Annotated in this window: 20 protein-coding genes; 6 read left to right on the top strand and 14 right to left on the bottom strand. The window is 72.1% G+C overall.

Annotated elements, in window-relative coordinates; translation table 11 throughout:
- Position 1: 1 nt before the first annotated feature.
- From F6X53_RS12605 to F6X53_RS12580, 6 genes are read right to left on the bottom strand one after another with little or no spacing between them, the layout of a single operon-like run.
- On the bottom strand, positions 2–472 hold the full coding sequence (locus F6X53_RS12605) for a hypothetical protein (RefSeq protein WP_151000381.1): 471 nt from the start codon (positions 470–472) through the stop codon (positions 2–4).
- A complete protein-coding gene (locus F6X53_RS12600) occupies positions 469–1,518 on the bottom strand; it encodes a hypothetical protein (RefSeq protein ID WP_151000380.1) in 1,050 nt (349 codons plus the stop codon). The genes F6X53_RS12605 and F6X53_RS12600 overlap by 4 nt, the downstream gene beginning before the upstream one ends.
- Entirely contained in the window at positions 1,515–2,045 is a 531-nt protein-coding gene (locus F6X53_RS12595; RefSeq protein ID WP_151000379.1) for a c-type cytochrome, read from the bottom strand. Before F6X53_RS12595 ends, F6X53_RS12600 begins: the two co-directional genes overlap by 4 nt.
- Positions 2,042–4,042, bottom strand: a complete 2,001-nt coding sequence (locus F6X53_RS12590) for a quinol:electron acceptor oxidoreductase subunit ActD (RefSeq protein WP_191970816.1) — start codon at positions 4,040–4,042, stop codon at positions 2,042–2,044. The genes F6X53_RS12595 and F6X53_RS12590 overlap by 4 nt, the downstream gene beginning before the upstream one ends.
- Positions 4,043–4,047: 5 nt before the next feature.
- Positions 4,048–7,008 (bottom strand): TAT-variant-translocated molybdopterin oxidoreductase, encoded by a 2,961-nt coding sequence (locus F6X53_RS12585; RefSeq protein ID WP_244965560.1) that lies wholly within the window; start codon positions 7,006–7,008, stop codon positions 4,048–4,050.
- Positions 6,987–7,646: a cytochrome c3 family protein gene (locus F6X53_RS12580; protein ID WP_151000377.1), complete on the bottom strand. Its 660-nt coding sequence runs from the start codon at positions 7,644–7,646 to the stop codon at positions 6,987–6,989. The genes F6X53_RS12585 and F6X53_RS12580 overlap by 22 nt, the downstream gene beginning before the upstream one ends.
- A 328-nt stretch (positions 7,647–7,974) precedes the next feature.
- Here F6X53_RS12580 and F6X53_RS12575 point away from each other — a divergent pair, with 328 nt between their 5' ends.
- The 3 genes from F6X53_RS12575 (at position 7,975) to F6X53_RS12565 (ending at position 13,018) form a co-directional block, all read left to right on the top strand.
- Positions 7,975–10,557 carry an ATP-binding cassette domain-containing protein gene (locus tag F6X53_RS12575; protein WP_151000376.1) on the top strand — a complete coding sequence of 861 codons (2,583 nt, stop codon included), beginning with the start codon at positions 7,975–7,977 and terminating at the stop codon, positions 10,555–10,557.
- A gap of 136 nt (positions 10,558–10,693) precedes the next feature.
- Positions 10,694–11,884, top strand: coding sequence for a L,D-transpeptidase family protein (locus F6X53_RS12570; RefSeq protein WP_151000375.1), 1,191 nt, complete (start codon positions 10,694–10,696; stop codon positions 11,882–11,884).
- Between the two features lie 207 nt (positions 11,885–12,091).
- Entirely contained in the window at positions 12,092–13,018 is a 927-nt protein-coding gene (locus F6X53_RS12565; RefSeq protein ID WP_151000499.1) for an MBL fold metallo-hydrolase, read from the top strand.
- A 21-nt stretch (positions 13,019–13,039) separates the two neighbouring features.
- Here F6X53_RS12565 and F6X53_RS12560 read toward each other — a convergent pair whose 3' ends face one another.
- The 5 genes from F6X53_RS12560 to F6X53_RS12540 all read right to left on the bottom strand — a co-directional run bounded on the left by F6X53_RS12560 (position 13,040) and on the right by F6X53_RS12540 (position 18,275).
- Positions 13,040–14,503 (bottom strand): amino acid permease, encoded by a 1,464-nt coding sequence (locus F6X53_RS12560; RefSeq protein ID WP_151000374.1) that lies wholly within the window; start codon positions 14,501–14,503, stop codon positions 13,040–13,042.
- 129 nt (positions 14,504–14,632) lie between these two features.
- Positions 14,633–15,406 (bottom strand): DJ-1/PfpI family protein, encoded by a 774-nt coding sequence (locus F6X53_RS12555; protein ID WP_151000373.1) that lies wholly within the window; start codon positions 15,404–15,406, stop codon positions 14,633–14,635.
- A gap of 18 nt (positions 15,407–15,424) precedes the next feature.
- A complete protein-coding gene (locus F6X53_RS12550; RefSeq protein ID WP_151000372.1) occupies positions 15,425–16,141 on the bottom strand; it encodes a TenA family protein in 717 nt (238 codons plus the stop codon).
- 26 nt (positions 16,142–16,167) lie between these two features.
- Positions 16,168–16,842 (bottom strand): response regulator, encoded by a 675-nt coding sequence (locus F6X53_RS12545; protein ID WP_151000371.1) that lies wholly within the window; start codon positions 16,840–16,842, stop codon positions 16,168–16,170.
- The gene (locus F6X53_RS12540) at positions 16,839–18,275 is read right to left on the bottom strand and encodes an ATP-binding protein (protein WP_151000370.1); all 1,437 of its coding nucleotides are present in this window, start codon (positions 18,273–18,275) and stop codon (positions 16,839–16,841) included. Before F6X53_RS12540 ends, F6X53_RS12545 begins: the two co-directional genes overlap by 4 nt.
- 166 nt (positions 18,276–18,441) lie before the next feature.
- On the opposite strand from F6X53_RS12540, the gene F6X53_RS12535 reads away from it, so the two are divergent.
- Positions 18,442–19,383 carry a DUF6925 family protein gene (locus tag F6X53_RS12535; protein ID WP_151000369.1) on the top strand — a complete coding sequence of 314 codons (942 nt, stop codon included), beginning with the start codon at positions 18,442–18,444 and terminating at the stop codon, positions 19,381–19,383.
- A gap of 263 nt (positions 19,384–19,646) precedes the next feature.
- Entirely contained in the window at positions 19,647–20,570 is a 924-nt protein-coding gene (locus tag F6X53_RS32365) for a hypothetical protein (RefSeq protein WP_191970815.1), read from the top strand.
- Positions 20,571–20,658: 88 nt separating this feature from the next.
- On the opposite strand, the gene F6X53_RS12525 is transcribed toward F6X53_RS32365, so the two are convergent.
- From F6X53_RS12525 to F6X53_RS12515, 3 genes are all read right to left on the bottom strand, one after another.
- Positions 20,659–22,377 (bottom strand): DEAD/DEAH box helicase, encoded by a 1,719-nt coding sequence (locus F6X53_RS12525; RefSeq protein WP_151000368.1) that lies wholly within the window; start codon positions 22,375–22,377, stop codon positions 20,659–20,661.
- Between the two features lie 187 nt (positions 22,378–22,564).
- Positions 22,565–23,284 (bottom strand): ferredoxin reductase, encoded by a 720-nt coding sequence (locus tag F6X53_RS12520; RefSeq protein WP_151000367.1) that lies wholly within the window; start codon positions 23,282–23,284, stop codon positions 22,565–22,567.
- Entirely contained in the window at positions 23,277–23,882 is a 606-nt protein-coding gene (locus F6X53_RS12515) for a sulfite oxidase-like oxidoreductase (protein ID WP_151000366.1), read from the bottom strand. Before F6X53_RS12515 ends, F6X53_RS12520 begins: the two co-directional genes overlap by 8 nt.
- Before the next feature lie 159 nt (positions 23,883–24,041).
- Here F6X53_RS12515 and F6X53_RS12510 point away from each other — a divergent pair, with 159 nt between their 5' ends.
- On the top strand, positions 24,042–24,809 hold the full coding sequence (locus tag F6X53_RS12510) for a class I SAM-dependent methyltransferase (protein ID WP_151000365.1): 768 nt from the start codon (positions 24,042–24,044) through the stop codon (positions 24,807–24,809).
- The last annotated feature ends 120 nt before the right edge of the window (positions 24,810–24,929 follow it).

Genomic DNA, 24,929 nt, shown 5'->3' with positions numbered 1-24,929 from the left:
CTCAAGGATCCAGCGGTCGGCCGACCGTCAGCGTCATCGCCCGGCCGATCGGAATGCGGGCGCGCTGGCGCGTGCCGTCGGTGAAGCCGTAACCGTCGAGCCGCGCCGATTCCGCGGCGCGCAGCCGGTCGATATCCGCGAAGGGATTGGTCTGAAGGTTGGGGGCGGGCGGGTTCACCCGGGCGCTCTGCTGCGGCGTCAGCGCGGGCTGGGACCGGCGCTGGCTGGCGGAGTAGCTCGTCAGGAACCAGAGCATGAGCATCACGGCGACCAGGGCGCTCCCCGCGAGGCCGCCCATGGCGATCGCGGTCTTGCCGACATCGACGTCGGTCTTCTCGTAGCCGGGCTCAAAGCCGTGCGCCTCGGCGGCGGCCTCGCGCCGCTTCGGCAGCAGGCCGCTGCGGCGCAGGGCGAGGCCCGCGAGGATCGCCGGGATGAGGCCGAGATGAGAGCGTCCGTCATTCTGGTTCACGCGGCGGCCCTCCCGGGGGCGGCCGGTCCTGGCCGCATGAGCCGCGCCCCGACCGGCAGGGCCGCGACGGCGAGGCACAGCACCGCCGCCAACGCCAGGATGTCGGTCCAGGCGAGCACGAAACGGTCGCGCAGGGCCGGCGTCACGAACCAGAACATCTCGGCCGCGTGCAGGGCCACGATCGGCCAGGCGAGCAGCCGGGCGGTGCCAGGGCCCGGCCGCAGGGTCAGGACCGCCCCGAGCAGCGCGACGCCGCCGCCCAGGATGGCGAGGCCCCGCCCGGACCAGCCGCCGCGGGCGAAGTACCAGAGCACCTCGTCCGGCAGGTTCGCCGACCAGACGATGAGGAACTGGACGAAGTGCAGGAAGGCCCAGAGTGCCGTCGGGACGACGAGCAGGATCAGCCGGATCTCGGCGCGCGCCGGCTCGGTCGGGGCCGGGCACAGGAGCACCGCCACCGCGGCGGCGAGGCCGCTCCAGCTGATCAGGATGAGAAGGCCCATAAGGCTCGAGCCGAGGCGATGGTCGAGGGAGGCGACGAGGTCGGTGACCAGAAGCGTGCCGACCACGGCATGGAGGCCGATCCCCAGGATGGCGCCGCGCGCATCGATGCCGCCCAAGCGCGCGAGACGGCGGGCGAGCCAGAGCCAGGCTCCGAGGAAGAGGATCAGGCGGGCCGCGAAGAAGGCGGGGGTGAGCCAGATCGCCGCGAGGGGCGTCGCGGGGGTGGCCCCCCGCGCCCAGGGGTAGAGGAGGCCGAGGCAGGCAAGGACCGGGAGGGCGAGGAGGCCGGCGACCGGCATCAGCGCCAGGAGGCGGCGCAGGGCCGCGAGCAGCGCCGTCTCGGTTCCGCTCTCCCGGCCGGCAAAGCGTTCCATCGCGATCACCAGCGGAATCGCCCCGACCGGAAGGGCGAGCAGCACGAGCCAGGCCGCGAGATAGGACAGCATCGCGGCGCGCCAGCCGAGCGACAGGCCAGCCAGGGCGATCAGGGCGAGGCCGGAAGCGGCCGCGAGGCCGGAGCGGCGGGCGGTGGGCGGCGTCATCGTGGCGCCTCCAGCCTGGCCCGGTCTTCCTCGGGCAGGCCCGCGACCTCGGAATTCTGGCTCACCTGGAGGGCGCGCAGATAGGCCACGATGGCCCAGCGATCGGCGGAGGGGATCATCTGGGCCATGCCGTACATGGCCCGGTGCCCCTGGGCGATCACCCGGTAGATCTCGGCGGCGCTCTCGGCGCGCATCCGGTCCGAGACGAGCGTCGCGGCGGGAAATCCGCGTTCCACGATCATGCCCCGGCCGTTTCCGGCCCGGCCGTGGCAGGGGGTGCAGAAGATGCCGTAGCGCTCGGCCCCGCGCTCGAGCATCGACTCGGTGATGCGCGCGGGCTGCGGCACTTCCTTCGCCGGGTCGACCCGCGGCACGGTGCCGGCCACGGGCTGGCGCATCGTCATGCCCTTCCCGAAGAACGCGTTCTTGTCCCAGGTGTCGGCGCGGTCCTGCTCGGTCATGTTGGCCTCGCCGCAACCCGCGAGGGCGAGGAGGCCGAGCAGGGCGAGGGCGTTGCGCGCGCTCATCGGGCGATCCGCCGGATCGCGATCGGGCGCCCGGCCTGCGGCGGCAGGTCCGCGAGGGTCTCGGCGATGCGCTCGGCGTCGAAGGCGTCGCCCTGCGCCTCGGCCGAGAGGAAGTAGCGGTCGACCGTGGAGCGCGAGAAGCCCGGGATGTTGAAGGCCGGATGGTTCAGGCGCGGCAGCCGGTTGAGCACCAGCAGCGCGAGGTGGATCGCGAGCGTCCCGCTCATCATCGCGAAGGACACGCTCGGCACCACGAAGGAGGGCCAGGAGAAGCGCGGGCGCCCGCCGATCAGGAAGGTGTAATCGAAGGCCGTGGCGTAGATGCACATCGCCAGGAAGGCGCCGCCGCCGAGGAGCGCGCCCAGGATGGCGAAGGGGCGGATGGTGCGGTCGCGGATGCGGAGCGCCCGCAGCGTCTGCGGGATCGGCACGGGGCCGTGCGCGTCGAGATGGACATGCTCGGATTGGAAGCGGTGAAGCGCTTTCGCGGCCGCGGCGAGCTCGGCCTCGGAGGCGAATTCGGCGCTGATGCCCCAGAGCGGCGCGTCGCGCGGGTCGACGTCGGCGGCCGCGAGCGGATCGCCGGGCTCCGCGGCCCCGGCCCCGGCGCCGGCCGCCGGCCCGTGATCGCGGGCGAGCCGGCGCGTCTCCGTGATCGACACCACCGGCAGGTAGCGCAGGACGAGGAGCAGCAGCGTCAGGAACAGCCCGATCGAGCCCGCGAAGGTGGCGACGCCCCAGATGCTGATGCTGTAGGCGAGACGCGAGGAGGGCAGGAAATCCTGCTGCAGCGTCACCACCAGCACCATGAAATGGTCGGCATAGGCCCCGATGGCGACGAGGAGGCCGATCGCCGCGATGGCGGGGCCGGAGCGCCGGGCGGACGCGAACCAGAAGGCCTGGACCGGCACCAGCATGCAGGCGACGATGGTCCAGAAGGCCCAGGCATGGGCGCCCGTCATCCGCCGCACCAGGGTGGCGCGGGCGAAGGAATCCCCGTGCAGGAAGCTCGAGAAGAGCTCGGTGGCGTAGCCGTAGAGGCTGGCGAGGCCGAGGCAGAGCAACAGCCGGGCGAGGATCGCGAGGTGGCGCTCGGTGATCAGGGCGTCGAGCCCGTAGACGGCCCGGATCATCACGACGAGGGCCGCGGTGACGCCGACACCGGAGAACACCGCATTCACCAGGAAAGTCACGGGCAGGATGGTGTCGTGCCAGCCTGGCAGCACGGAGCCCGCGAGCATCACCGAGGCGCCGGTCTGCAGCGAGACGACGAGAAGCACCCCGAGGAGCCCGACGGTGCGGTAGGCCTGGACCCAGAGCTGCCAATGCGAGGCCGAGCCGCGCCAGCCCGCCGCCAGGATGCCGTAGAGCTGGGCCTTCAGGAGCGCCAGCTTGCGGACCCGGCCGTATTCCGCCTCCGTGGCGAGGGCGGCCTCGTAGGCGCGGTCGCGCAGCGCGCCGAGATCGGGCAGGAGCCCGATATACCAGAAGCTCACGCTGACCACGAGGAAGGAGACGATGTCGATGGCGTCCCAGACCAGCGGCGAGCGGAATTGCGGCCACAGCCCCAGCGTGTTCGGGTAGGGCAGGTTCCAGTAGAAGAACCAGGGCCTTCCGAGATGCAGGATCGGGTAGAGCCCGGCCGCGAGGGTGCAGAGAAGCGCGCAGGTCTCGGCGATCCGGTTGATGGCGCCGCGCCATTCCGCCCCGAGGAGCAGGAGCACCGCCGAGACCAGCAGGCTGCCCGAGGCGATGCCGATCCACCAATCGTAGGAGGCGATGTCGAGGGCCCAGACGACGGCGTTGTTGTTGCCCCAGATGCCGACGCCGTTGATGAGCAGCCACACGATCGCCGCGCCGAACACGCCGAGAAGCGACAGCGCGCCCGCGAAGGCGATCCACCAGCGCCGGTTGGCGGGATGGCGCAGCGGGATGCCCGTCTGGGTGGCGCCGATCAGGCCCGGATCCTGCGCGGAGTCGAGGGCGGCACCGGCCATGGCCTTCATCCGTCCTTTGCGGCGGGCGCGAGGCTCGCCAGGTAGGTGGTGCGCGGGCGCGTGTTCAACTCGCCGAGGAGCGCGTAGTTGCGCGGGTCCTGGCGCGCCGCCGAGACGCGGCTGCCCGGATCCGAGAGATCCCCGAAGATGATCGCCCGGGTCGGGCAGGCGTTCTGGCAGGAGGTCTCGACGGTGCCGTCCGGGATCGGCGCGTGCGCGTCCTTGGCGGAATCGATCCGGGCAGCCGCGATGCGCTGGACGCAGTAGGTGCACTTCTCCATGACCCCGCGGGCCCGGACCGTGACCTCCGGGTTGCGCTGCTGCTGCTCCACCGGGGCCATCGCGCCGGTATAGTCGAGGTAGTTGAAGCGGCGCACCTTGTAGGGGCAGTAGCTCTGGCAGGTGCGGGTGCCGACGCAGCGATTGTAGACCTGCAGGTTCAGGCCCTCGCTGTCGTGCACCGTCGCCTCGACCGGGCAGCCGACCTCGCAGGGCGCCTGCTCGCAATGCATGCAGGGCACCGGCTGGAAATGGGTGTCGGGCGCGTCGAGGCCGCCGGCGTAGTAGCGGTCGACCCGAATCCAGCCCATCCAGCGCCCGCGCTCGACCTCCTCGCGGCCCACCACCGGGATGTTGTTCTCCGCCTGGCAGGCGGTCACGCAGGCATTGCAGCCGATGCAGGCATCGAGGTCGATCACCATGCCCCAGGCGCGCTCGTGGCCCGGATCGGCGGCCTCGGGCGCCCGGTAGAACGAGGCGAGCCGGAAGCTGTCCGTCTCGCCGGCCGGCGGGGCGCCGACATTCTGGACCCGAACGAAATCGTGCCCCTGCATCGTGCCGAGGTCCTGGGTCGTGGCGGGCGCCCGGCGCGCGCCGGTCTTGCGGAGCGTGGCGCCGGCCAGGCTCCAGCCGCCATCGGCGCGCAGCCGCGTGGCGTCGTAGCCGAGCCCGTTCGAGAGGTGGTCGGGCACCGCGCGGCCATAGCCCAGCGTGAGGGTCACGGTGGTCTCGGCCTGCCCGGGCAGAACCCAGGCCGGCCCCTCGACGGCCGCCCCCGCGGCCTCCACGCGCAGGATGTCGCCCGTCGTGATTGCGAGGCGCCCGGCGAGCACCGGGCTCAGCGCGACGACGTTCTCCCACACCACCTTGGTCAGGGGCTTGGGCAATTCCTGCAGCCAGCCGAGATCCGCCACGCTCCCGTCCCAGATCGTGGGATCGGGCCGGAACACCACCTCGATCGCGTCGCCCGGGGCGCTGGGCTGAGCCGGGGCGGGCGCGCTGCCGGTCAGCGCCACGTTCTCGACCGGCAGCGCGGAATCCGGCAGGAAGCCGAGGCGCAGGGCCTCCGAGAAGCGGGCCTCGAAGGCCGTGTCGTCCTGATCCGGCCCGCGCCAATGGTCGCGCAGGAGCGCGCGGCCATCGCCCGGCTCGCCGCGATCGAGCAGCGCCAGGATCTCGTGGGCGGCGCGGCCCTCATACAGGGGCGCGATCATCGGCTGGATCAGCCCGACGGTGCCGTCGAGGGCGCGGCCGTCGCCCCAGGCCTCGAGGGGATGCGCGAGGGGAAGGTGCCAATCCGCGTAGGCCGCGGTCTCGTCGGCATACAGGCCCGCATGGATCTTGAGCGGCACCCGCGCGAGGCTCTTGCCGAAATCGAGGCGCGCCGGCGCATCGTAGACCGGGTTGACCCCGAGCATGAACAGGGCCTGGACCTCCCCGCGCCCGATGGCCTCGGCCAAAGCCGGGACCGGCTCGGCCCCGAGCAGGGGCACGGCGCCGACATGGACGACACTCGCCCCCGTATTGCCGAGGGCGCCGTTGAGGCGGTGGACGAGGGCATGGACCTCCGCCGGCTGAGCGAGGCCCGCCGTGACGATGCCGGCGCCGCGCGCCGCCGCGAGCGCGCCGGCGGCACCCTTCAGCCAGGCGCCGAGGGGGCCGTCCGCGAGGGTGGCGGAGCCGCCCTCCTGCAGGCTGAGAAGATCGCGGGCGAGCTGGGCGATCTCGGCATTGCCGGCCGCGACCGCGTGATCCGCCTTGGCGCTGGTGAGGCTCGGGGTGGGGGCGGCGGCATGCATCGGCAGGAGCCCGCCGGCCGCGTGCGCGGCGCGCCGGGCCTCGATCCAGCGGCGCGACAGCCCGACCTGTCCCGGCCCGAGATCGAGGAAGTCGCCGTCGAGCGACACGATGGCCCGGGCGCGCTCGAAGCGCGGCAGGGTCTCCAGCGGCCGTCCATAGGCCTGGCGCGCGCCCTCGTAGAGGGTGTCGCGCGGCACGCCCGCCGACGAGAACCAGCGCAGGCCCGGATAGGCCGCGCGGATGCGCGCGATCTCGGCCGCCAGGGCCGGCGAGGTGATCGGCCCCGTCAGCAGCGCGAGGCCGCGGCCGCCGGATTCCCGCCACGCCGCGAGAAAACCGGCCATCGCGCCCCGGAACGCCGCCCAGGAACTCGGGCGCCCGAGATGCTGCACCGCCTGCGACCGGAACGGATCGTAGAGCCCGAGGATCGAGGCCTGGCCCAGCACGTCGGTGCCCCCGCGGGTCCAGGGATGGTCGGGATTGCCCTCGATCTTGAGCGGGCGCCCGTTGCGGGTGGTGACGAGGACGCCGTTGGCGAAACCGTCGAACACCGCGCAGGAGGCGTAGCTGAGCGACGCGCCGGGGAGGATGCGCTCCGGCTGGTTCACGTAGGGCAGTTCGTGCCGGCGCCCGTCGAACCCGTCGCAGGCCGAGAGCCCCGCCAGCGCGAAGGAGGCCGCCATCAGCTTCAGGAAGCCGCGCCGCTCCGGCGCCGCCGCGAGCCGGGCCGCCGCCGGGAATTCCTCGGCGATGTAGGCGCGGAATTCCGGCGTGTCGGCCACCGCGTCGAGGCTGCGCCAGAAGGCCGGCCCGTCGCCGCCCGCGAGCCGCGCCCGCAGGGCGGCGAGATCGAGGTCGGCGCGCATCAGCGGTGGCACACGGAGCATTCGACGAGGCGCTCCCCGCCGCGGATATGGTTCTGCGCCACGAGCTTCGGACCGAGGGTCGCCTGATCCGGCGGCGGCGTCCAGTTCATGTTCCAGACCTGATCCGGGGTGCGGACGTACTTCTCGGGGTTCCGGTGGCAATCGAGGCAAAACTGCATCTCGAAGGCGTTGGCCCGGTACGTCATCTGCATCGTGGTGACGTCCCCGTGGCAGGTGGAGCAGCCGATGCCCTTCGTCACGTGCACGGAATGGTTGTAATAGACATATTGCGGCAGCCGGTTCAGGCGCACCCATTGCAGGGGCTCGTTCCGGGCGTAGCTGTCCCGCACGGGCTTGAGCATGTCCGAGCCCGTCCAGATCTGCGAATGGCAGGTCATGCAGGTATGGGTCGGGGGCAGGCCGGCGGTGGCCTGGGTCTCCACCGTGGTGTGGCAGTAGCGGCAATCGACGCCGAGCTCGCCCGAATGGTGCTTGTGGCTGAACGGCGCGGGCTGCGGTGGCGCGACCCCGACCCCCGTGACGTAGTCCGACCGCACGATGCCGGCCGCGACCATCGGCACGCCGGCCAGGCACGCGAGGGCGGTGAGGAGCGTCAGGCGATAGATCGCGTCGGCGCCGGGCGAGAAGAGCTGCGCCATCAGAGGGCTCCTCGGCCGGGGCCGCGAACCTCAGATACGGGATCGGAGTGCCGCAATCCGCTACTTCCCGTCTTCGCCGACCCGGCGCGTCCAGCCAGTTCTGTGCCCGAGCTTAGGAAGGGCGTCCCTATCATAAATCAATGCCGGAAGGCCGGCCCGTCCGTCGCGGGCCAGTCCAGGAACCGGAGTCTTCATGGCAAAGGCCTGACGGGCCGAGGGACTCACAAAGCCGTCAGCCGCGTGCGCTGACACGCTTTGCCTCGGCAGCCCGATCCACTAAGCCCCAGTTCTGATGAGAGCCCGCGCCTCCGGCCGGGCAGGGGCGACGATGGAACGTGACCCGATCCTCTTCGCCTGGCGCGCCGCGCCGGGCCGGCACGCGGCCGCGATCGGGCTGGCGCTCGGTGTCGGGGGGCCGCTCTGTGCCCTGGCGCTGCTCTGCCTGCGCGACCTCATCGGCGTCCTCACCCGCGACGATGGCGGCGCGCTGCCCTTCCTGCGCGTGGTGCTGCCGCTGCCCGGCGATCGGCCTGACTTCGTTCTCGCCGCGGGCTGGTCCCTCGACCCGCTGCAGCTCGAACTCGCGGGCTTCGTCGGGCTCGCCCTGATCGCGCTCGCCCTCGCGGGCCTCGCCTGGGGCGTCGGGTACCTGTGTTTCTCGGCGCAGTCCCGGGCGGCCGCGCGGTTGCGGGAGGTCGCGAGCAGCGCGATCCTCGGCGCGCCCGTCGGCGCCCGCGACGAGGCGCGCAGCCTCGCCCACCTCGTCGGCGACGCCCTGTCGCGCATCGACGGCCTCCTGGCCGTGGGGCTTCTCGTCCCCGCGATGACGCTCGGGTCGATCCTGCTGGCCCTGCTGATGGCGGCGCTCGCCGCCCCGCGGCTCGTCCCGGCCGTGGCCGTCGGCCTCTTGGGGGTGGGGCTCGCCCACGCCCTGATCCTGGGACGCAGCCGGGTGCGCACCAATCTGCGGCGGACCGAGAGCGCGGCGGCCGAGCGCATCCTCGTCGATCTCGTGCGGCGCATGCCGGCGGTGCGCGTCCACGGCGCGGCGGCCTACGAGCGCGCGCGCCTGCGGGGCAAGATGCTGGCGAGCCGCGGGGCTTTCGCGCGGGCCGAGAAGCGCCTCGCCTACGCGCGGGCGCCGGCCATCGCCCTCGCGGTGCTGCTGCCGGCCATCCTCCTCGGGAGCGCGCTGTGGCGCGGGGCGGGCGGCGGCGCGCCGCCCGCCGCCATCGTCGAGCCCGGCGCCCTCGTGGCGGCGGCGAGCGCCTTCGCGGTCGCCGCGCTGATGATCGCCGCGAGCCTGCGCTTCTGGTTCGTGCGCGAGGGGGTGCGTCCGATCTTCGAGGAGATCACGCGGGCGCGGCGCGGGCTCGAGGGCCGGCGCTTGCGCCCGGGCGCGCAGAGCGTGCCGGTCCCGCGGCAGGGCGACTTGGTTGCGAGCGGCGTCGGCGCCTACGATTCGACCACGGGCGAGCGCCTGCTCGGCGTCGATTTGCGCCTCGCGATGCCGGCCCACGTCGCTGTGACGGGCGGGCGCGGCAGCGGCAGCCGCGTGCTGGCGGCGGTGCTGGCGGGTCAGGTCGAGCCGACCGCGGGGTCGGTCACCTATGATGGGCACGACCTGCGCAGCTTCGATCCGTCCGAGCGGGCGCGGCGCATCGCCTTCGCGGCCGGCGAGGCCATCCTGATGGAGGGCTCGCTGCGCCAGAACATCCTCTACGGCACCGATCCGGAGGGAACGCCGGACGAGGCGGACCTCGTCGAGATCCTGCGCCTCACCGGGCTCGACGCCCTCGCGTATACCCGCGGGCTCGTCGGCAAGGTCGATCCCGCCGCCGAGCCCGATCTCGCCCGCGCGATCGTGGCGGCCCGCCACGCGGTCCGCGACGCTCTGGAAGCCGACCAGGCGGAGCGGTTGGTCGAGCCCTTCGATCCCGCCCGCTACAATCATCAGGCCACGGTCGGCGAGAACATCCTGTTCGGCGAGCCGGTCGGCACCGCCTTCGCGCAGGCGAACCTCGCGCGCCACCCCTACCTGCGGGCGGTGCTGGAGGCGGAGGACCTCACCCGTCCCCTCAGCGAGATCGGCCTGCAGGTGGCTCGCTCCACCATCGAGATCTTCGCCGACCTGCCGAACGACCACCCGCTCTTCGACGCGTTCTCGCTGTTCCCGGCGGCCGAGCGCGGCTATTTCGAGGACCTCGTCGCCCGGCAGACGGAGGCGAGCGGCTGGCGCCGGGGGCCGGCCGGCCAGCGCGACCGCGAGCGGCTGATCGGCCTGTCCCTGCGCTACAGCGAGACCCGGCACCGCTTCGGCCTGATCGATGCGGATTTCGAGGCGCGGCTCGTCGAGGCGCGCCGCTCCTTCTCGCGGATGCTGCCGCAGAAATTTCGCCCCAAGGTCGAGTTCTACGATCCGGGCCGGCTGAACGCCGCCGCGAGCCTGGAGGAGAACCTGCTGTTCGGCCGCATCGCCTACGGGGAGGCCGGCGCCGAGCCCCGGGTGCGCGCGCTCGTTCGCCGCGTCCTCGCGGAGCAGGGGTTGGAGCGGTCGGTCTACCGCCTCGGCCTTGACAGCCGGGTCGAGCCCGCCACCGCCGGCTCCGGCGCGAGCCTCGGGGAGGGGGCGATCGGCCCGCGCGAGCGCGTCGCCATCGATCTCGCCCGCAGCCTCGTGCGACGCCCCGACATCGCCGTCGTGGCCATCCTGCTCGACGAGCGCAAGCCCGAGGATTTCCGCGAGCGGCTGGAGCGCCTGCGCGCCGCGCGCGAAGGGCGCGGCCTCATCGTCTGCCTGCCGGACACGGCGGATCTGCGCGACCTGCCGCCCTTCGACGCGGTGATCGCGGTGGAGCGGAACACCGTGGTGCCGGCAGACGCCGTGATTGCGGAGGCGGTGCCGGCCTGAGGCCCCGGCTTGGGCGGGCGGCGCTCTGGCGGCGGCCTCAACCCCGCCCCATTGGGCCGTCAGCGTAGCCCGGCAGGCGCGTCTCGCGCGCCGTCGGCGGGGCTGCTACAAGCTCTGCCGTCTCGTCGGGCCACGCATGCACCTTCCCTCACCCGCAAAGGGTCTCCGGCTCGCTTGCCTCGGGCTGCTTCTCGGGCTGCCCATCGGCGGCGCCCGGGCGCAGAACGCCAAGGCCGAGGCACCGATCCCGGCCGCGACCCTGGCCGCGATGGCCGCCAAGGGCGTGACAGCCCAGTCCCCGGTTCTGTTCCGGGCCTTCAAGCGCGAATCCGAGATTGAGGTCTGGAAGAAAAACCCGGCCGGCCGCTTCGTGCTGGTGAAGGCCTTCCCGATCTGCCGCTGGTCCGGCCAGCTCGGGCCCAAGCGCAAGAACGGCGACCGGCAGACGCCGGAAGGGTTCTACACGGTGCCCAAGCGCCAGATGAACCCGAATTCCCGCTACTATCTCTCCTTCGACGTCGGCTATCCCAACGCCTACGACCGCGCCCATGGCGGCACCGGTTCGGCCGTGATGGTGCACGGGGTCTGTTCGTCGATGGGCTGCTTCGCGATGACCGACCAATCGGTCGGCGAGATTTACGCCATCGCCCGCGATGCCCTGAATGGCGGGCAGGCGGCCTTCCAGTTTCAATCCTACCCGTTCCGCATGACGGCGGCGAACATGGCGCGCCACCGGACCGACCCGAACATTGCCTTCTGGCGCCAGCTCAAGGAGGGCTCGGACCGGTTCGAGGCGACCGGCGACGAGCTCCAGGTCGGCGTCGAGGGCGGCCGCTACGTCTTCGCGCCCTCGCGCGACCCCGCCAAGGAGAACGCGGTCGCGCTCCGGCGCGCCGTGGAGGAGGCGCGCATCGCCGCCCTGGTGGAGGATGGCGCGGCCGCCGTGCGCACGACCTATTCCGACGGCGGCCAGCACGCCTTCTGGGCGGCGCTCGCCGCCAAGGGCGTCTCGCTCGGGGAGGTCAGCCGGCCGGAGGCCCTGGCCTATGCGGGCCAGGAGGTCGTGGTGATCCCGGCGCGGCGCGCGCCCGCGCCCGTGCCGGAGTCTGTCTGGGCCGCCTGGATCGGGCCGGATTCCCCGCTCTCGCTCGCGCGGCGCGCCGGCGGTTTCGTGCCCGCCTACGCGCAGGCGCCCGACCGGTTCGGACCGATGCTCGCGGCCTATACGCAGACCCTGCCGCGCTGGCTCCAGGCGGACCTCGCCGGCACCACCCGGCCCCTCGAACGGAGCCCGATCGCGTCTCGCGAGTTGGTGGCTCAGCGCTGAAATCACTGGGAAAACACGCGGGATGCGGCATTTGCGGTGTGCGGACACGCACATCAGGGCCGGTGGCCCCTCACCACCTCAACACTCTATAGAGAGCGCGAGCCGCTCCTGGCCATTCGGCCGACCCGCGCAGACGCATTGACGGAGGCGCGGCGACAGGTTCCTGATCGCTCGAGATCAGGTCGATTGGTAAAACGAACCGTGATGATGACGTCGGAAAGTCCAACCTCGGACGGCGGCCTTGTCCTTCGCTTCTGGGGCGTGCGTGGCTCTACGCCCGTGAGCGGCTCCAGTTACGCCGAGTTCGGCGGCAGCACCCCCTGTCTGGAGGTTCGCTGCGGCGAGCGCATGTTCCTGATCGATGCCGGGTCCGGCCTCTACAATTGCGGCCAGCACCACCGCGACGCCCTGCCGAAACAGGTCGACCTCCTGTTCAGCCACCTCCATCTCGACCACACCAGCGGGCTGCCCTTCTTCAAGCCGGCGATCTTCGATGCCGAGCGGACGCTCAACACCTATTGCGGCAATCTCGACGGCGCCTCCGCCGAGGAGGCGCTCGGGCGCCTGTTCGCGCCGCCGCTATTTCCCGTCACCCTCGACGTCCTGCCCTGCACCATGCGCCATCACGGCTTCCGGGCCGGCGAGCCGCTGACCTTCCCGGACGGCACCCGCGTGGACACGATCCTGCTGAACCACCCGCAGGGCTCGGTCGGCTACCGGTTCGAGCATGGCGGCAAGCGCCTCTGCGTCATCAGCGACATCGAGCACACCGACCCCTGGCCGGACCCCGCCCTGCTCGACTTCGTCCGGGACGCGGACCTGATGGTGTATGACGGCATGTTCACGGATTGCGAGTATCCGACCTGCCGCGGCTGGGGTCATTCCACGTGGCAGAAGGGCGTCGAGCTCGCCAAGGCCGCGGGCGTGAAGGCCCTGGCGATCATCCACCTCCATCCCTGCCACTCGGACACCCTGCTCCACAGCGTCGAGGCCGACATGCAGGCCGAGATGCCGTCGGCCTTCATCGCCCGGGAGCGCCAGAGCGTGCTCGTCGGCGCGCCGGTTGAGGCGCCCGCAGGCGCGCCCCGCCCGAGCGAGGCGATCGAGCCCCTAGCGCTCGCCCGGATCGCCTGATCGCCCGATCCGGAGCTGCCCTCAGGCCTCGCGGCCGATGCGGCTGTGCCGGCGGCTCCAGGCGAAGTAGATCACCAGACCGATCGCCAGCCAGACGACGAGCCGCAGCCAGGTTTCCCCGTCGAGGGACAACATCATGGCGCCGCAGGCGACGATGCCGAGGATCGGCACGAGCGGCACCAGCGGCGTGCGGTATTCCCGCTTCGCGTCGGGCTGCGTCCGGCGCAGGATGATGACGCCGAGGCAGACCAGCACGAAGGCCAGGAGCGTGCCGATGCTGGTCATGTGGCCGAGCTGGCTGATCGGCAGGAAACCGCCGAGCGCCCCCGTGAACACCATGAAGAACAGGTTCGAGCGGTAGGGCGTCTTCCAGGTCGGGTGGATGCGCGAGAAGAAGCCCGGCAGCAGCCGGTCCTGCGACATGGTGTAGAAGACGCGGCTCTGGCCGAGGAGCAGCACCAGGATCACCGTGGAGAAGCCCGCGATGATGCCGAGCGTCACGAGCGAGGTCAGCCAGGGGAAGGGCGTCTGCGCGATGGCGGTGTTCACCGGGGCGGCATCGCCCTTCATGGCGTCGAAGCGCACGAGGCCCGTCAGCACGCCGGCGAACAGGATATAGATGACGGTGCAGATCGCCAGCGAGCCGAGGATGCCGATCATCATGTTGCGCTGGGGGTTCTTGGCCTCCTGCGCGGCGGTCGAGACCGCGTCGAAGCCGATATAGGCGAAGAAGACCACGCCCGCCGCCCGCATGATGCCGCTCCAGCCATACTCGCCGAAGGTGCCGGTGTTCTCCGGGATGAAGGGCACGTAGTTCTGGCGCTTGATGTAGAACACGCCGACGCCGATCACGACCGCCACCACCGCGAGCTTGATCGCCACCACGATGGCGTTCACCCGGGCCGATTCCCGGATGCCGACCATCAGCAGGAACGAGGCGGCGCAGATGATGAGGATCGCCGGCAGGTTGACGAGGCCGTGCGCCGCGGTGCCGTCGGCGAGCTGGTAGGTCTCGAAGGGCGAGTGGACGAGGCTCGCCGGAAGGTCGACGCCGAATTCGTGCAGGAATCGCGTGACGTATTTCGACCAGCTCACCGAGACGGTGGCGGAGCCCACCGCGTATTCTAGCACGAGGTCCCAGCCGATGATCCAGGCAACGAACTCGCCCATCGTGGCGTAGGCGTAGGTGTAGGCCGAGCCCGCCACCGGGATCATGCCCGCGAGCTCGCTGTAGCACATGCCCGCGAAGGCGCAGCCGAGGGCCGCGATGGCGAAGGAGATCACCACCGCCGGACCCGCATGCTCGGCCGCCGCGATGCCGGTGAGCGAGAACAGGCCGGCGCCGATCACCGCGCCGATCCCGAGGCCGATCAGGCTCCAGGGCCCGAGGGTGCGCTGAAGCGTGTGCTCTCCGGCCTCTGCGTCGGCGTTCAGCCGTTCGAGGGATTTCGTGCGCATCAGATCGTTCGCGACGCCGGAGGCCATGCTTCCATCCCGATTTTCAAAGGTGAGCGCCGGACGCCTCACGGCCGTGACGGCGACCCCACTCCGTCAAGCTAGCAGAGCGCCGCCACTCGACCAGTCCAAGGCGCGGAGGCGGCTGGGAAATTCTGGTCAACGGCGCTGCAGGTCGCGCGCGGCGGCGCGTGCATCCGTGGTCAGGGTCTCGAGAATCCGGCGCGCGGCCTCGGTGATCGCGGGGCCGGCCTCCTCCGGCGTGCCGGCCCGGAAGGGCGGCTGCGGCGCATACGCAGCGACGAGCTGGCTCGTGCGGGCGTAATCGGCCCCGCGCAGGCGCGCCGCGAGGGCGAGACCGAGATCGAGGCCCGCCGAGACGCCGGCCGCGGTCACGCGGTTGCGGTCGAACACCACCCGTTCGTCCACCGGCTCGGCCCCGAGGAGCGGCAGCACGGCGTCGCGCACGCACCAATGGGAGGTGGCGCGGTAGCCCTCGAGCAGGCCCGCGGCGCCGAGGATGAGCGAGCCGGTGCAGACGCTCGCGACCCAGCCGGCCCGCGCCGCCCGGTCGCGCAGGAAGGCGCGGATCTCGGGATCGCGCATCTGCGCCGGGGTGCCGTCGCCGCCGGGCACGAACAGCACGTCGAGGTCGCCCGGGCACGCCGCGAGGCTCGTCGTGGCGAGGAGGCTCAACCCGGTATCGCTCGGGACCGGACCCTCGGCCTTGGCCACGAGATGGAGCGTGCCGGGCGACAGGCCGGCAAGGAACGCCTGCGGCCCGACCACGTCGAGGGCCGTCATGCCGGGATAGAGCAGCATGGCGATGCGCAGAGGCCGTTCGGGGGCCGGCTCAGAGAGGGCCAGGGCGGGGCGGATCGCCCCAAGGCTCAAGGCCGCGAGCGCCGCCGTCACGTCGCGCCGGTCCATCATGGCAAGCCCCTCGGTCGCTTAGAGCGGCCAGGCCGCGTCCCGGTAGGCCCCGTCCCAGAACATCCATTCGAGGCGGGTGGCGTGGGTATAGGCCCGGTGCATCCGGTCGCGCAGGGCCGGCGCAGCGCCGGCGGCCGCCGCGTCGGTGGCGGCGATCATCTCGGCGACGGCGGCGGCGAAGTCCTCGCCCGCATAGGTGTCGATCCAGGCCTGATAGGGGTTGCGGGGTGCTGCGCGGGCGAAGATGTCCCGCCCGACCTCGGCGTAGATCCAGAAGCAGGGCAGCAAGGCGCCGAGCACGACCTCGTAGGGCTCCGCATAGGCCGTGGCCAGCAGGTAGGAGACATAATGGTCGCAGGGCGGCGACAGGGGGGTGCCCGCGAAAGTCTCCGGGCCGATGCCGTAATCGCGCAGGAAGCCGCCATGCAGCGCGCGCTCCACCACGATGGCGGTCTCGGTGCCGCGGGCGAATTGCACGATGCGGTCCGGGTCCGGCGCCTTGGCGGCCGCGAGGCTGAGCGCCCGGCCGAAGCCAATCAGGTAATGCGCGTCCTGCACGATGTAGTGGCGGAAGCGCGCCGGGCTCAGCGTCCCGGCGGCGAGCTCCGCGTTGAACGGCATCGTCCGGATGGCCTCGTAGGCCTCGGCATTGCGGGCCCAGGCCTCTGCCGAGAAAGTCTGTGCCGAGAAAGTCTCAGCTGAGAAGGCCTCGGGCGAGGATCCGGTTTCGGCCATCGGTCGCGCTCCCTGGCGTGGCGGCCTCAGCCCTGGCGCTGCGCCTGCGTCACCGCGACGTGGATGAGTTCGGCCAGCGTGCGGACGCCGAGCTTCTGGCGCATCTGCGAGCAGGCATTGGTGATGGTCTTGTAGCTCACCGACAAATCGGCCGCGATGGCGCCGTAGGACTTGCCCTGGGCCAGGCGCGCCAGGATCTGCTGCTCGCGCGGCGTCAGCTGCGATTCGGGGGTGCGACGCGCATCGGTGCGCAGCATCGCGACCTCGGTGGCCAGGCGCCGGTCGAGATAGACGTCGCCCGCCCGCACCCGTTCGAAGGCCTCGAACAACTCGCCCGAGGCATGGTCCTTCAGGACGTAGCCGAGGGCGCCGGCCTCGAGCGCCCGGGAGACGATCACCGGGTCGTTGTGCATGCTGAAAACGAGGATTCGCGTCTTCGGCTCCACCGCCCGCATACGGCGGATGAGACCGAGGCCCGCGAGCCCGCTTCCCTGGAAGGTGAGGTCGCAGACCACCACGGGCGGACGGAGCCGGTGGAACAGCCGGTAGCCGGCCACCACGCTGGTCGCTTCCGCGATGGTCTCGATGCCGGCATCCTCCAGCACGCGGCGGCAGCCCTGCAGCACGATCGGGTGGTCGTCGATGACGAGGACGGGGGTCCGTGTCGTCGCGGCGGCCGTGTTCAGCGCGATGGCGTTCATGACGAGAGGTTCTGTTGCGTGTCGTCCCCCCGGTCGGGATCGATCGGGATGCTGATCCGGACAACCGCGCCGGGTGAGGCGTTGTCAAGTGCAAAGGTGCCGTCGAGGGCCCCGATCCGCTCCCGCATCCCGGAAATCCCGAGCCCGACCCCGTGCTCGGGGGCGAATCCGCGGCCGTCATCGGTGATCGTGAGGTGCAGGCGGATTCCGTCGCGCTCCTCCGCCACGGCCCGGACATGGCGCGCCGCGCCGTGGCGCACCGCGTTCGTCATGCTCTCCTGGATGCAGCGGAAGATCGTGAGGTCGACGAGGTCGCCGTAGCCGCGCGCGAGGTCGTCGAACACGCCCTCGAACGCCGTGCCGGGATGGCGGCGGGTGAAGTCGCGCACGAGGAGATTCAGGCAATCGGCGAGCGGCACTTGCCCGAGGGCATGCGGCCGCAGGCGGTTGAGCAGGTCCCGGTTCAGGGTCTGGACCTGATGCACGATCGTGCCGATATCGGCCGCGCGCTGCGCCAGCCGGCTCCGGTCCGGCTCGCCCGGTCCCTGCGCGATCCGGCTCACCGAGGCGGCATTCGCCTCCAGGGCGAACAGGCAGGGCCCGAACTCGTCGTGGAGCTCGAGGGCGGTGCGCCGCCGCTCGTCGTCCTGGGCGGTGAGGAGCTGTCGGTTGAGGCGCCCATTGGCCGCGCGCGCCTCGGTGAGCGCCGCCGCAACCTTGTTGAAGCGCTCCGCGATGACGCCGATCTCGGGCGGCCCCTCCGCATCGAGGCGGGCGGTGTAATCGTGCCGCTCCAGCTGCGTCAGTCCGTGGGAGAGGCGGCCGAGGGGCGCCAGCACGCGGCCGAAGGCGAGGTAGAGCGCCACCAGCATCGCGACGTTGATGCCGAGCGTCGTCAGCGAGAGCGCCACGGCGTAGCCCCAGACCTCGTCGATCTCGTCGAGGGGTTCTGTGGTGATCTGGGCGGTGCCGATGCGCTCGCCCCCCGCCACGATCGGCAGGACGTGCTGCTGGATTCGTGGCGCGATCATCAGGGCGAACCAGGTCGGCGCCACGTGCTTGTCCGGCCGCAGGCGCGGGACCGAGAGGCGCACATCCTGCCCGCCCGCGTCGAGCACCGCGACGCGGACGTGGCGCAGAGCCTGGAAGCGCAGGTCGAGGGTGCGCAGCAGGCTCTCGCGCGACGCGGTCTGCGACAGGCGGATCGTGTCGGCGACGAGCAGCTCGACGGTGGCGAGGGAGGCCCGCGTCTCGACCTTCACGGCCGCGCGCGCGTTCAGCACGATGACGCCGCAGGAGACGAGGGCCGCGATCACGTCGATCGCCAGGACGACGGCGAGCATCCGCGTCCGTGTCGACCAGCTGGCCCAGACGGGCGCGCGGCGATGCACGAGCTGCGGGGACGTCTGGGCCGGATCGGCTGCGGGCGTCATGGCATCGGGAACGGAAATGGGGGGATGGGCCTCTCGCGTGCCGGCGCCGAACCGTGGCAAAGCCCGGAGGCGATGTCCACGCCCGACGACGTCGCGCTCGGTCGGGTCCACAGGCGCGGCGCGGGCGCGCTTGAGCCGAGGCGGCCGGCGGCGTAGCCACGGGCCGATGACCTTCCGGCCCGAGATCGGCGACCTCATCGCCTCAGCGCTCCGCGATTGCGAGACCGGCTGGACGCTCGGCGCCTACGGGGCCCTGGCGAGCTTCCGGTGGACCGCCGACGAGCCCTGCCGGCCGCTCGCCGACGGTCGATACGGCCTCATCACGCCGCGCGGCGGCATCGGGCTGCGGCCGCGCCAGGATCTCGTGCCCTTCGCCTACGAGACCGCGTTCGGGGCGGATTGGAGCCACGCGGTCGCGCTCTGCCTGCCCGGCGTGGCCTGCGCCGCGCCGGGCCGGAACGCCGTGACGGAGATCGGGCGGGACCGGCAAGCCCTGTGCGCGGAGGATCGCGACGCGGTCCTGTTCGATCTCGGCTTCGGCCTCGGCCAGGCCGAGATCGGCCTTCGGGCGCGCGGCCCGAAGGTGCTGGCCTTCCTGCGCCAGGCCTGCGGCGGGTCGGCCCCTTCCCTCGACGATCCGCGCCTTGCCTCGGAGATTCCCGCGGACCTCACCTGGATCGTCTCCGGTCCGCTCGGGCGCATCGAGATCCCGGCCGGGGTTTCGACGGATCCCCTCGCGCTCCGGCTCTTCCTGGTGCCGCGCATGCTCCGCCTGCGGCGCTCCCACCCGGCCACCGCGCCGATCCCGGCCGGCCTCGTCCCGGTCGCGCATTTCCTCCCGCCCCATCCCGCCAGACGCGCCTCGGGCGAGGCGATCGCGTTCGACGCGGCGCGCCACGCCGCCTTCGAGGCCCTCCTCGCGCGCTGGGGCGACCCGAGGCTCGTTGCCGCCAAGCGGCACGCCCTCGGGTTTGGCCCGCCCCCGGACCTACCGGCGGATCGCTGGACGCGGGGGGCCGAACGGGTCGGGCGGGCTCAGGCGGCCTACCTCGGCGGGTCGCCTAGCCGCACGACAGGTCGCGGCGCGAACCAGGGCGGGACGCCTTAAGTCTCCGTCAGATACGAACCCTTAATCGTCAGAGCTCTACAGGTAGGTTATGAATCCGCCGGCCGTGATGACTGGCGTTGCAGCTGCGGACATCTTTGCGCCGCATTGTCATCATCACTTCGTCTATTGATAGCCTGTGCCGGTGATGCGTTCCCGTCATCCGGCATCGGCCTCACGGTGCGTTGCCTCGCTCGCGGCGCGCCGGGACCGGCGAATGGGGGAGCCGGTTCGTCCCAAGCTGTAGCGTTCAGAGACCCCGCCCGATGATGCCGATCGCGATCGACCCGTCCGAGACCCGCACTGAGACGAAGCCCGGCAAGGCCCCGATCGGACGCCTCGTGCTCCTCGGCGGCCTCGGCATCGGCGGCATCGTCGGCCTGTCCGTCACCGCCAACGCGCTTCTCTCCGGCCTGGCCGGCCCGCCCCCGATGCCGGTCAGCCTTAGCCGCAGCGCGGCGAACTGGCCCGAACTCAAGGACGGCGTGCCCGACCTGGTGAACCGGGGCCCGGCGAAGCCGATCGCGCTGCCGGCCGCGGATTCGGCGCCGCTCGCGAAGGTCGCCAGCGCCGACCCGGACGTGCCGCTCGTGATGACGCCGGCGACCGACAGCGCCCTGCGGCCGAGCCTCGCCCCGGCGTCCGACATGCCGGCTGCCAAAGGTCCCGATCCGAAGATTCCCGAAGCCAGCATCCCGGAGGGCAAAGCTTCGGACACCAAGAATTCGACTGCGAAAAGTCCTGCGGCGGCGCCCGCTGCCGCGAAGGTCTCCGCTGTCCCGGCCCCGCCGCGTCGCCCGCCCATGATCGAGAACGCCGCCGTGATCGGTCCGAGCCGCGAGGCACCCGTGCTAGCGCCAACGAAGACGGCCGTCGCGGTGGCGCCCCTGCGCACTGAGACGGTGCGCGCCCGCTCGGCTGACAGCGCGTTCGCGGCCCTGCCGCCGACCAAAGCCGCAGCTGAGCCGGCGAAACCCGCCAAGGCGGCAGCAGCGAAGGCCAAGTCAGACCCCAAGCCCAAGCCCGCCGTGGCGCAGGCCGCTCCGGCGCAGGCCGTCGCCGAGGCCGAGCCCGAGACGACCGAGGTCTTCGGCCTGAAGCTGCCGTCGCTGGCGCCCGCCGGCCGCAAGATCCGCGAGAGCGTCGAGGCGCTCGGCGATGCGGTCCGGGGCATTCCGGAAAAGTTCTAGCCAAGCGCTCGCCCAGGCTCGGCCGAGACCGAGCCTTCATTCCGGAGGCGCAGGGCGATGCCCGGCCTCCGGAGCGTCGCGCGCCGGATCAGGCCGGCTTGCGCGGCGGCTTTCCCGCCTCGCGCGTGTGCTTGACGGCGCGCGGGCTCTTGAAGCCCTTCGGACCCTTGCGCTCGGGGGGCGCGCCCTCGTTGCCGGACAGCGCCTCGACCTGGATCTCGGGGGAGCCGTTGCGGGCAAAGCTCGCCGCGAAGCGCCCGGCCGCGTTGCCGCGCACCTCGAACTTCGTCTCTCGGTCGAAGATCCGGATCGCGCCGATCTCCTGGCGGTCGATGCCGCCGCGGCGGGTGAGCATCGGCAGCAGGCGGCGCGGATCGGCATTGTCGCGCCGTCCGAGATTGAGCCGGAACCAGACGGCCGGCCCCATGGCCTCGATGCGCTCGGCATCGGCCGGGTCGTAGGGCAGCCGGCCGGTGGAGCGCCTCGGCCCGGTATCGCCCGGGTCGGTGACGTCCTCGGGGGCGGGGAGGCGGGTGCGGTACACCTTGGCGAGCGCCGCGGCGAGTTCCTGCGGCGAGCGCTGGGCCAGCAGCGACTCGGCCAGGGCCAGATCCTCCTCGGCCGCCGGCTCGGTGAAGAGCGGGTCGCCGAGCATGCGCTCGCCGTCGAGGCGGCGGATCTCGTCCGCTGAGGGCGGGCCGCTCCAGTCCGGGGTGATCTTGGCGATCATCAGCATCTGCTCGGCCCGGCGCCGGCGCGAATTCGGCACGAGGAGCACGCTGGTGCCCTTGCGGCCGGCCCGGCCGGTGCGGCCGCTGCGATGCTGGAGCACCTCGGCATCGTGGGGCAGGTCGGCGTGGATGACGAGGCTCAGGGTCGGCAGGTCGATGCCGCGCGCCGCGACGTCGGTGGCGACGCAGACCCGGGCCCGGCCGTCGCGCAAGGCCTGAAGCGCCGCGTTGCGCTCGCCCTGGCCGAGTTCGCCCGAGAGCGCCACGGCCGAGAAGCCGCGCTCGGTCAGCCCGGCCTGGAGATGGCGCACGGCGTTGCGGGTGTTGCAGAACACGATCGCGGTCGGCGCGTCGGCCTCGCGCAGCACGTTGAGCACCACGTGCTCGATCTCGCGCGGCACGACCCGGATCGCCCGGTAGGCGATGTCGGCATGGCCCCGCTCCTGGCCCTTCACGGCGATGCGCAGGGCGTCGCGCTGGTAGCGCTCGGCCAGCGTCGCGATGGCCTTGGGCAGCGTCGCCGAGAACAGCAGCGTGCTGCGGCTCTCCGGCGTCTGCGACAGGATGAATTCGAGATCGTCGCGGAAGCCGAGATCGAGCATCTCGTCCGCCTCGTCGAGGATCGCGGCGCGCAGGTCGCGGGTGTCGAGGTTGCGCCGCTCGATATGATCGCGCAGGCGCCCCGGGGTGCCGACCACGATATGGGCGCCCTCCGCCAGCGCGCGATGCTCGCGGCGCGGGTCCATACCGCCGACGCAGGCGATCACGCGGGCACCGGCCTTGGCGTAGAGCCACGAGAGTTCCCGGTGAACCTGCAGCGCCAATTCGCGGGTCGGCGCGATCACGAGGGCGAGCGGCGCCGCGGCGGGGGGCAGGGTCTCGGCCTCGCCGAGCAAGGTCGCCGCGATGGCGAGCCCGTACGCGACGGTCTTGCCGGAGCCGGTCTGGGCGGAGACGAGAAGGTCGCGGCCCTCGGCATTGGCTTCGAGCACGGCGCTCTGCACCGGCGTCGGGTCATTGTAGTCGCGCTCGGCGAGCGCCCGCGTGAAGGGGGCGGGCAGGGTAGGAAACGGCACGGACTGGGCTTTCAACGCCGGCGAGCCATCCGACGCGGCACGGGCAAAGCCGAATGGGCGGACGGAGAGCGACCGGTCTCGAATCGAGTGCGGAAGGCATGCTTCTACGCGTTCCGGGCGCCGTGCGCCAGAACCCGGCCCGCATAGGCCTATTGCGTTGCACAAGCGGGCCGGGCGCGAGGGCGCCTCAGCCGCCGAAGCGCTCGGTCCGGATCAGGGCCGGGGCGACCCCGGCATCGAGGAGCAGGTTCGAGACCGCGCCGACGAAGGGGTTTCCGCCGCAGACGAAGACGTGGGCCGGCGCCCCGATCCGGGCGAGGGCCGCGTCGATTGCAGCGCGGTCGATTCGGCGGCCGCCCGGCTCGCGGGTGAGGGCGAGATGCAGCGCGAAGCCGGGCTCGTCGCGGGCGCGGGCGTCGAGCTCGGCGCGCGCGATGACCTCCTGGCGGGTGCGGGCGGAGTAGAGCAGCAGGGCCTTCACGCCGGGAGCGGCGGCGGCCCGGTGACGCAGCATCGCCAGGAGCGGCACCACCCCCGAGCCGCCACCGACGAGCAGAACCGGGCCGCCCTCCGCCGCCGACCAGACGAAGGACCCGCCGATCGGCCCGCGCAGCTCGATCGTGTCCCCGACCTCGGCGATATCGGCGAAGAAGCCCGAGACCTCGCCGTCGTCGAGCCGCTCGATCATCAGCTCGATCAGGCCGGAGGCGTCCGGGGCCGAGGCGATGGAGTAGCTGCGCTGCGCCTGGTAGCCGTCCGGCGCGGTCAGGCGCACGTCGACGTGCTGCCCGGGGCGGAACCGGGCAGCGAAGCCGACGCGCAGGCGGAAGCTTTTCACCCGCGGCGTCAGGATCGCGATCTCCGCGATGACGGCGTCCTGCCAGCGGAGGGCTGCCGGCTCAATCACCGGTGAAGCGCTGCTCGCGCCAAGGATCGCCGTACATGTGATAGCCGCGAAGCTCCCAGAACCCCGCCTCGTCCTTGCGGGTGAAGCGCAGACCCTTCACCCATTTGGCGCTCTTCCAGAAATACAGATGCGGAACCAAGAGCCGGGCCGGTCCGCCATGGTCGGGAGGGATCGGGTCGCCGTCGTAATGCGTCGCCACCATGGCCCGGCCGCCCGCGAGGTCGGCCACCGGCAGGTTCGTGGTGTAGTCGTCGTAGCCCTCCGCCAGCAGGAAGTCCGTCGGCGCGGCAAGGCCCGCATCGGCCAGCAGGTCGTCGAAGCTCACGCCCTCCCAGGCCGTGTCGAACTTCGACCACTTGGTGACGCAGTGGATATCGCCGCCCCAGCGCGTGCGGGGCAGGGCGCTGAAGGCCTCCCAGGTCCTGGTCTTCACGGGCTTGGGGCCGTCGCGCAGGGTGAAGCGCCAGGTGTCGAGATCGATGCGGGGGTTCGGCCCGATCTGCAGGACGGGGAAATCCTGCGTCAGGTATTGCCCCGGCGGAAGCCGCTCCCGCGTCGCCTCGGGGGGACGCCGTCCGGTGAAGCCTCGTGTGGCCATGCAGAACCTCGCTCGCGGCGGACCGGGCAACGAACGCGGCGGCCCGCCCGTCGGGTTCGAGCCGGAATGCCCGGCGCCGTCAAGGCCGGCACGCCCTCGCAACCGGGAGGCGGGGCGGCTAATCTGGCGCCCCGAGGGCGAAAGCGGGCGGGGGCGGCCATGAGCGGAGCGGATTTCAAGGACCATTTCTCGGCCCGCTCCTCCGCCTACGCGGCCCATCGCCCGACCTACCCGGCGGAGCTCGCGGCCCATCTCACCGCGCTCGCGCCCGCGCGGGACCGCGCCCTGGATTGCGGCTGCGGCAGCGGCCAGCTCTCGGTGCTCCTGGCCGAGCATTTCGCGCAAGTCATCGCCACGGATGCGAGCGCCGCGCAGGTCGCCAACGCGACGCCGCATCCGAAAATCCACTACCGCGTCGCTCCCGCCGAGCAATCCGGGCTTCCGGCGGGCAGCATCGACCTCGTGAGCGTGGCGCAGGCGGCCCACTGGCTCGACCTCGACGCCTTCTACGCGGAGGCCCGCCGCGTGGCGCGGCCCGGCGCGATCCTGGCGCTGATCAGCTACGGGATCCTGCGGGTGGAGGGCGAGCCCGGGCCCGTCGTCGATCACTTCTACCGCGCGGTCGCCGGCCCGCACTGGCCGCCCGAGCGACGCCATGTCGAGACCGGCTATCGCAGCCTGCCCTTCCCGGTCCCCGACCTGTCCACGCCAGACCTGCCCACGCCCGATCTCGCCATCATGGTCTCGTGGGGGCTCGCCGATCTCATTGGCTACGTCGACACCTGGTCGGCGGTCCGCGCTCTGGAGGCCGCGTCCGGCCCTGGGCCGGTCGAGCGCTTTCGCGCGGCGCTCGCCGCGTGCTGGGGCGATCCGGCGGCGCGGCGGAGCGTACGCTGGCCCCTCGCCCTGCGGCTCGGGCGTCTCTGAGGGCGCGTGCGCGGCGGCACAGGCGCGCGCGGACGATCGCGAGGGGCGTGCGCCTGCCGAACAATTGCCCCATTGGCGAGGCTGTTTCTTTAGATCTGCGCCGTAACGTTCTCGAATCCA

The organism is Methylobacterium soli, assembly GCF_008806385.1.
GTDB lineage: Bacteria > Pseudomonadota > Alphaproteobacteria > Rhizobiales > Beijerinckiaceae > Methylobacterium > Methylobacterium soli.
The sequence above is the reverse complement of the archived record's forward strand: the minus strand, read 5'-3'. Positions and strand labels throughout refer to the sequence as shown.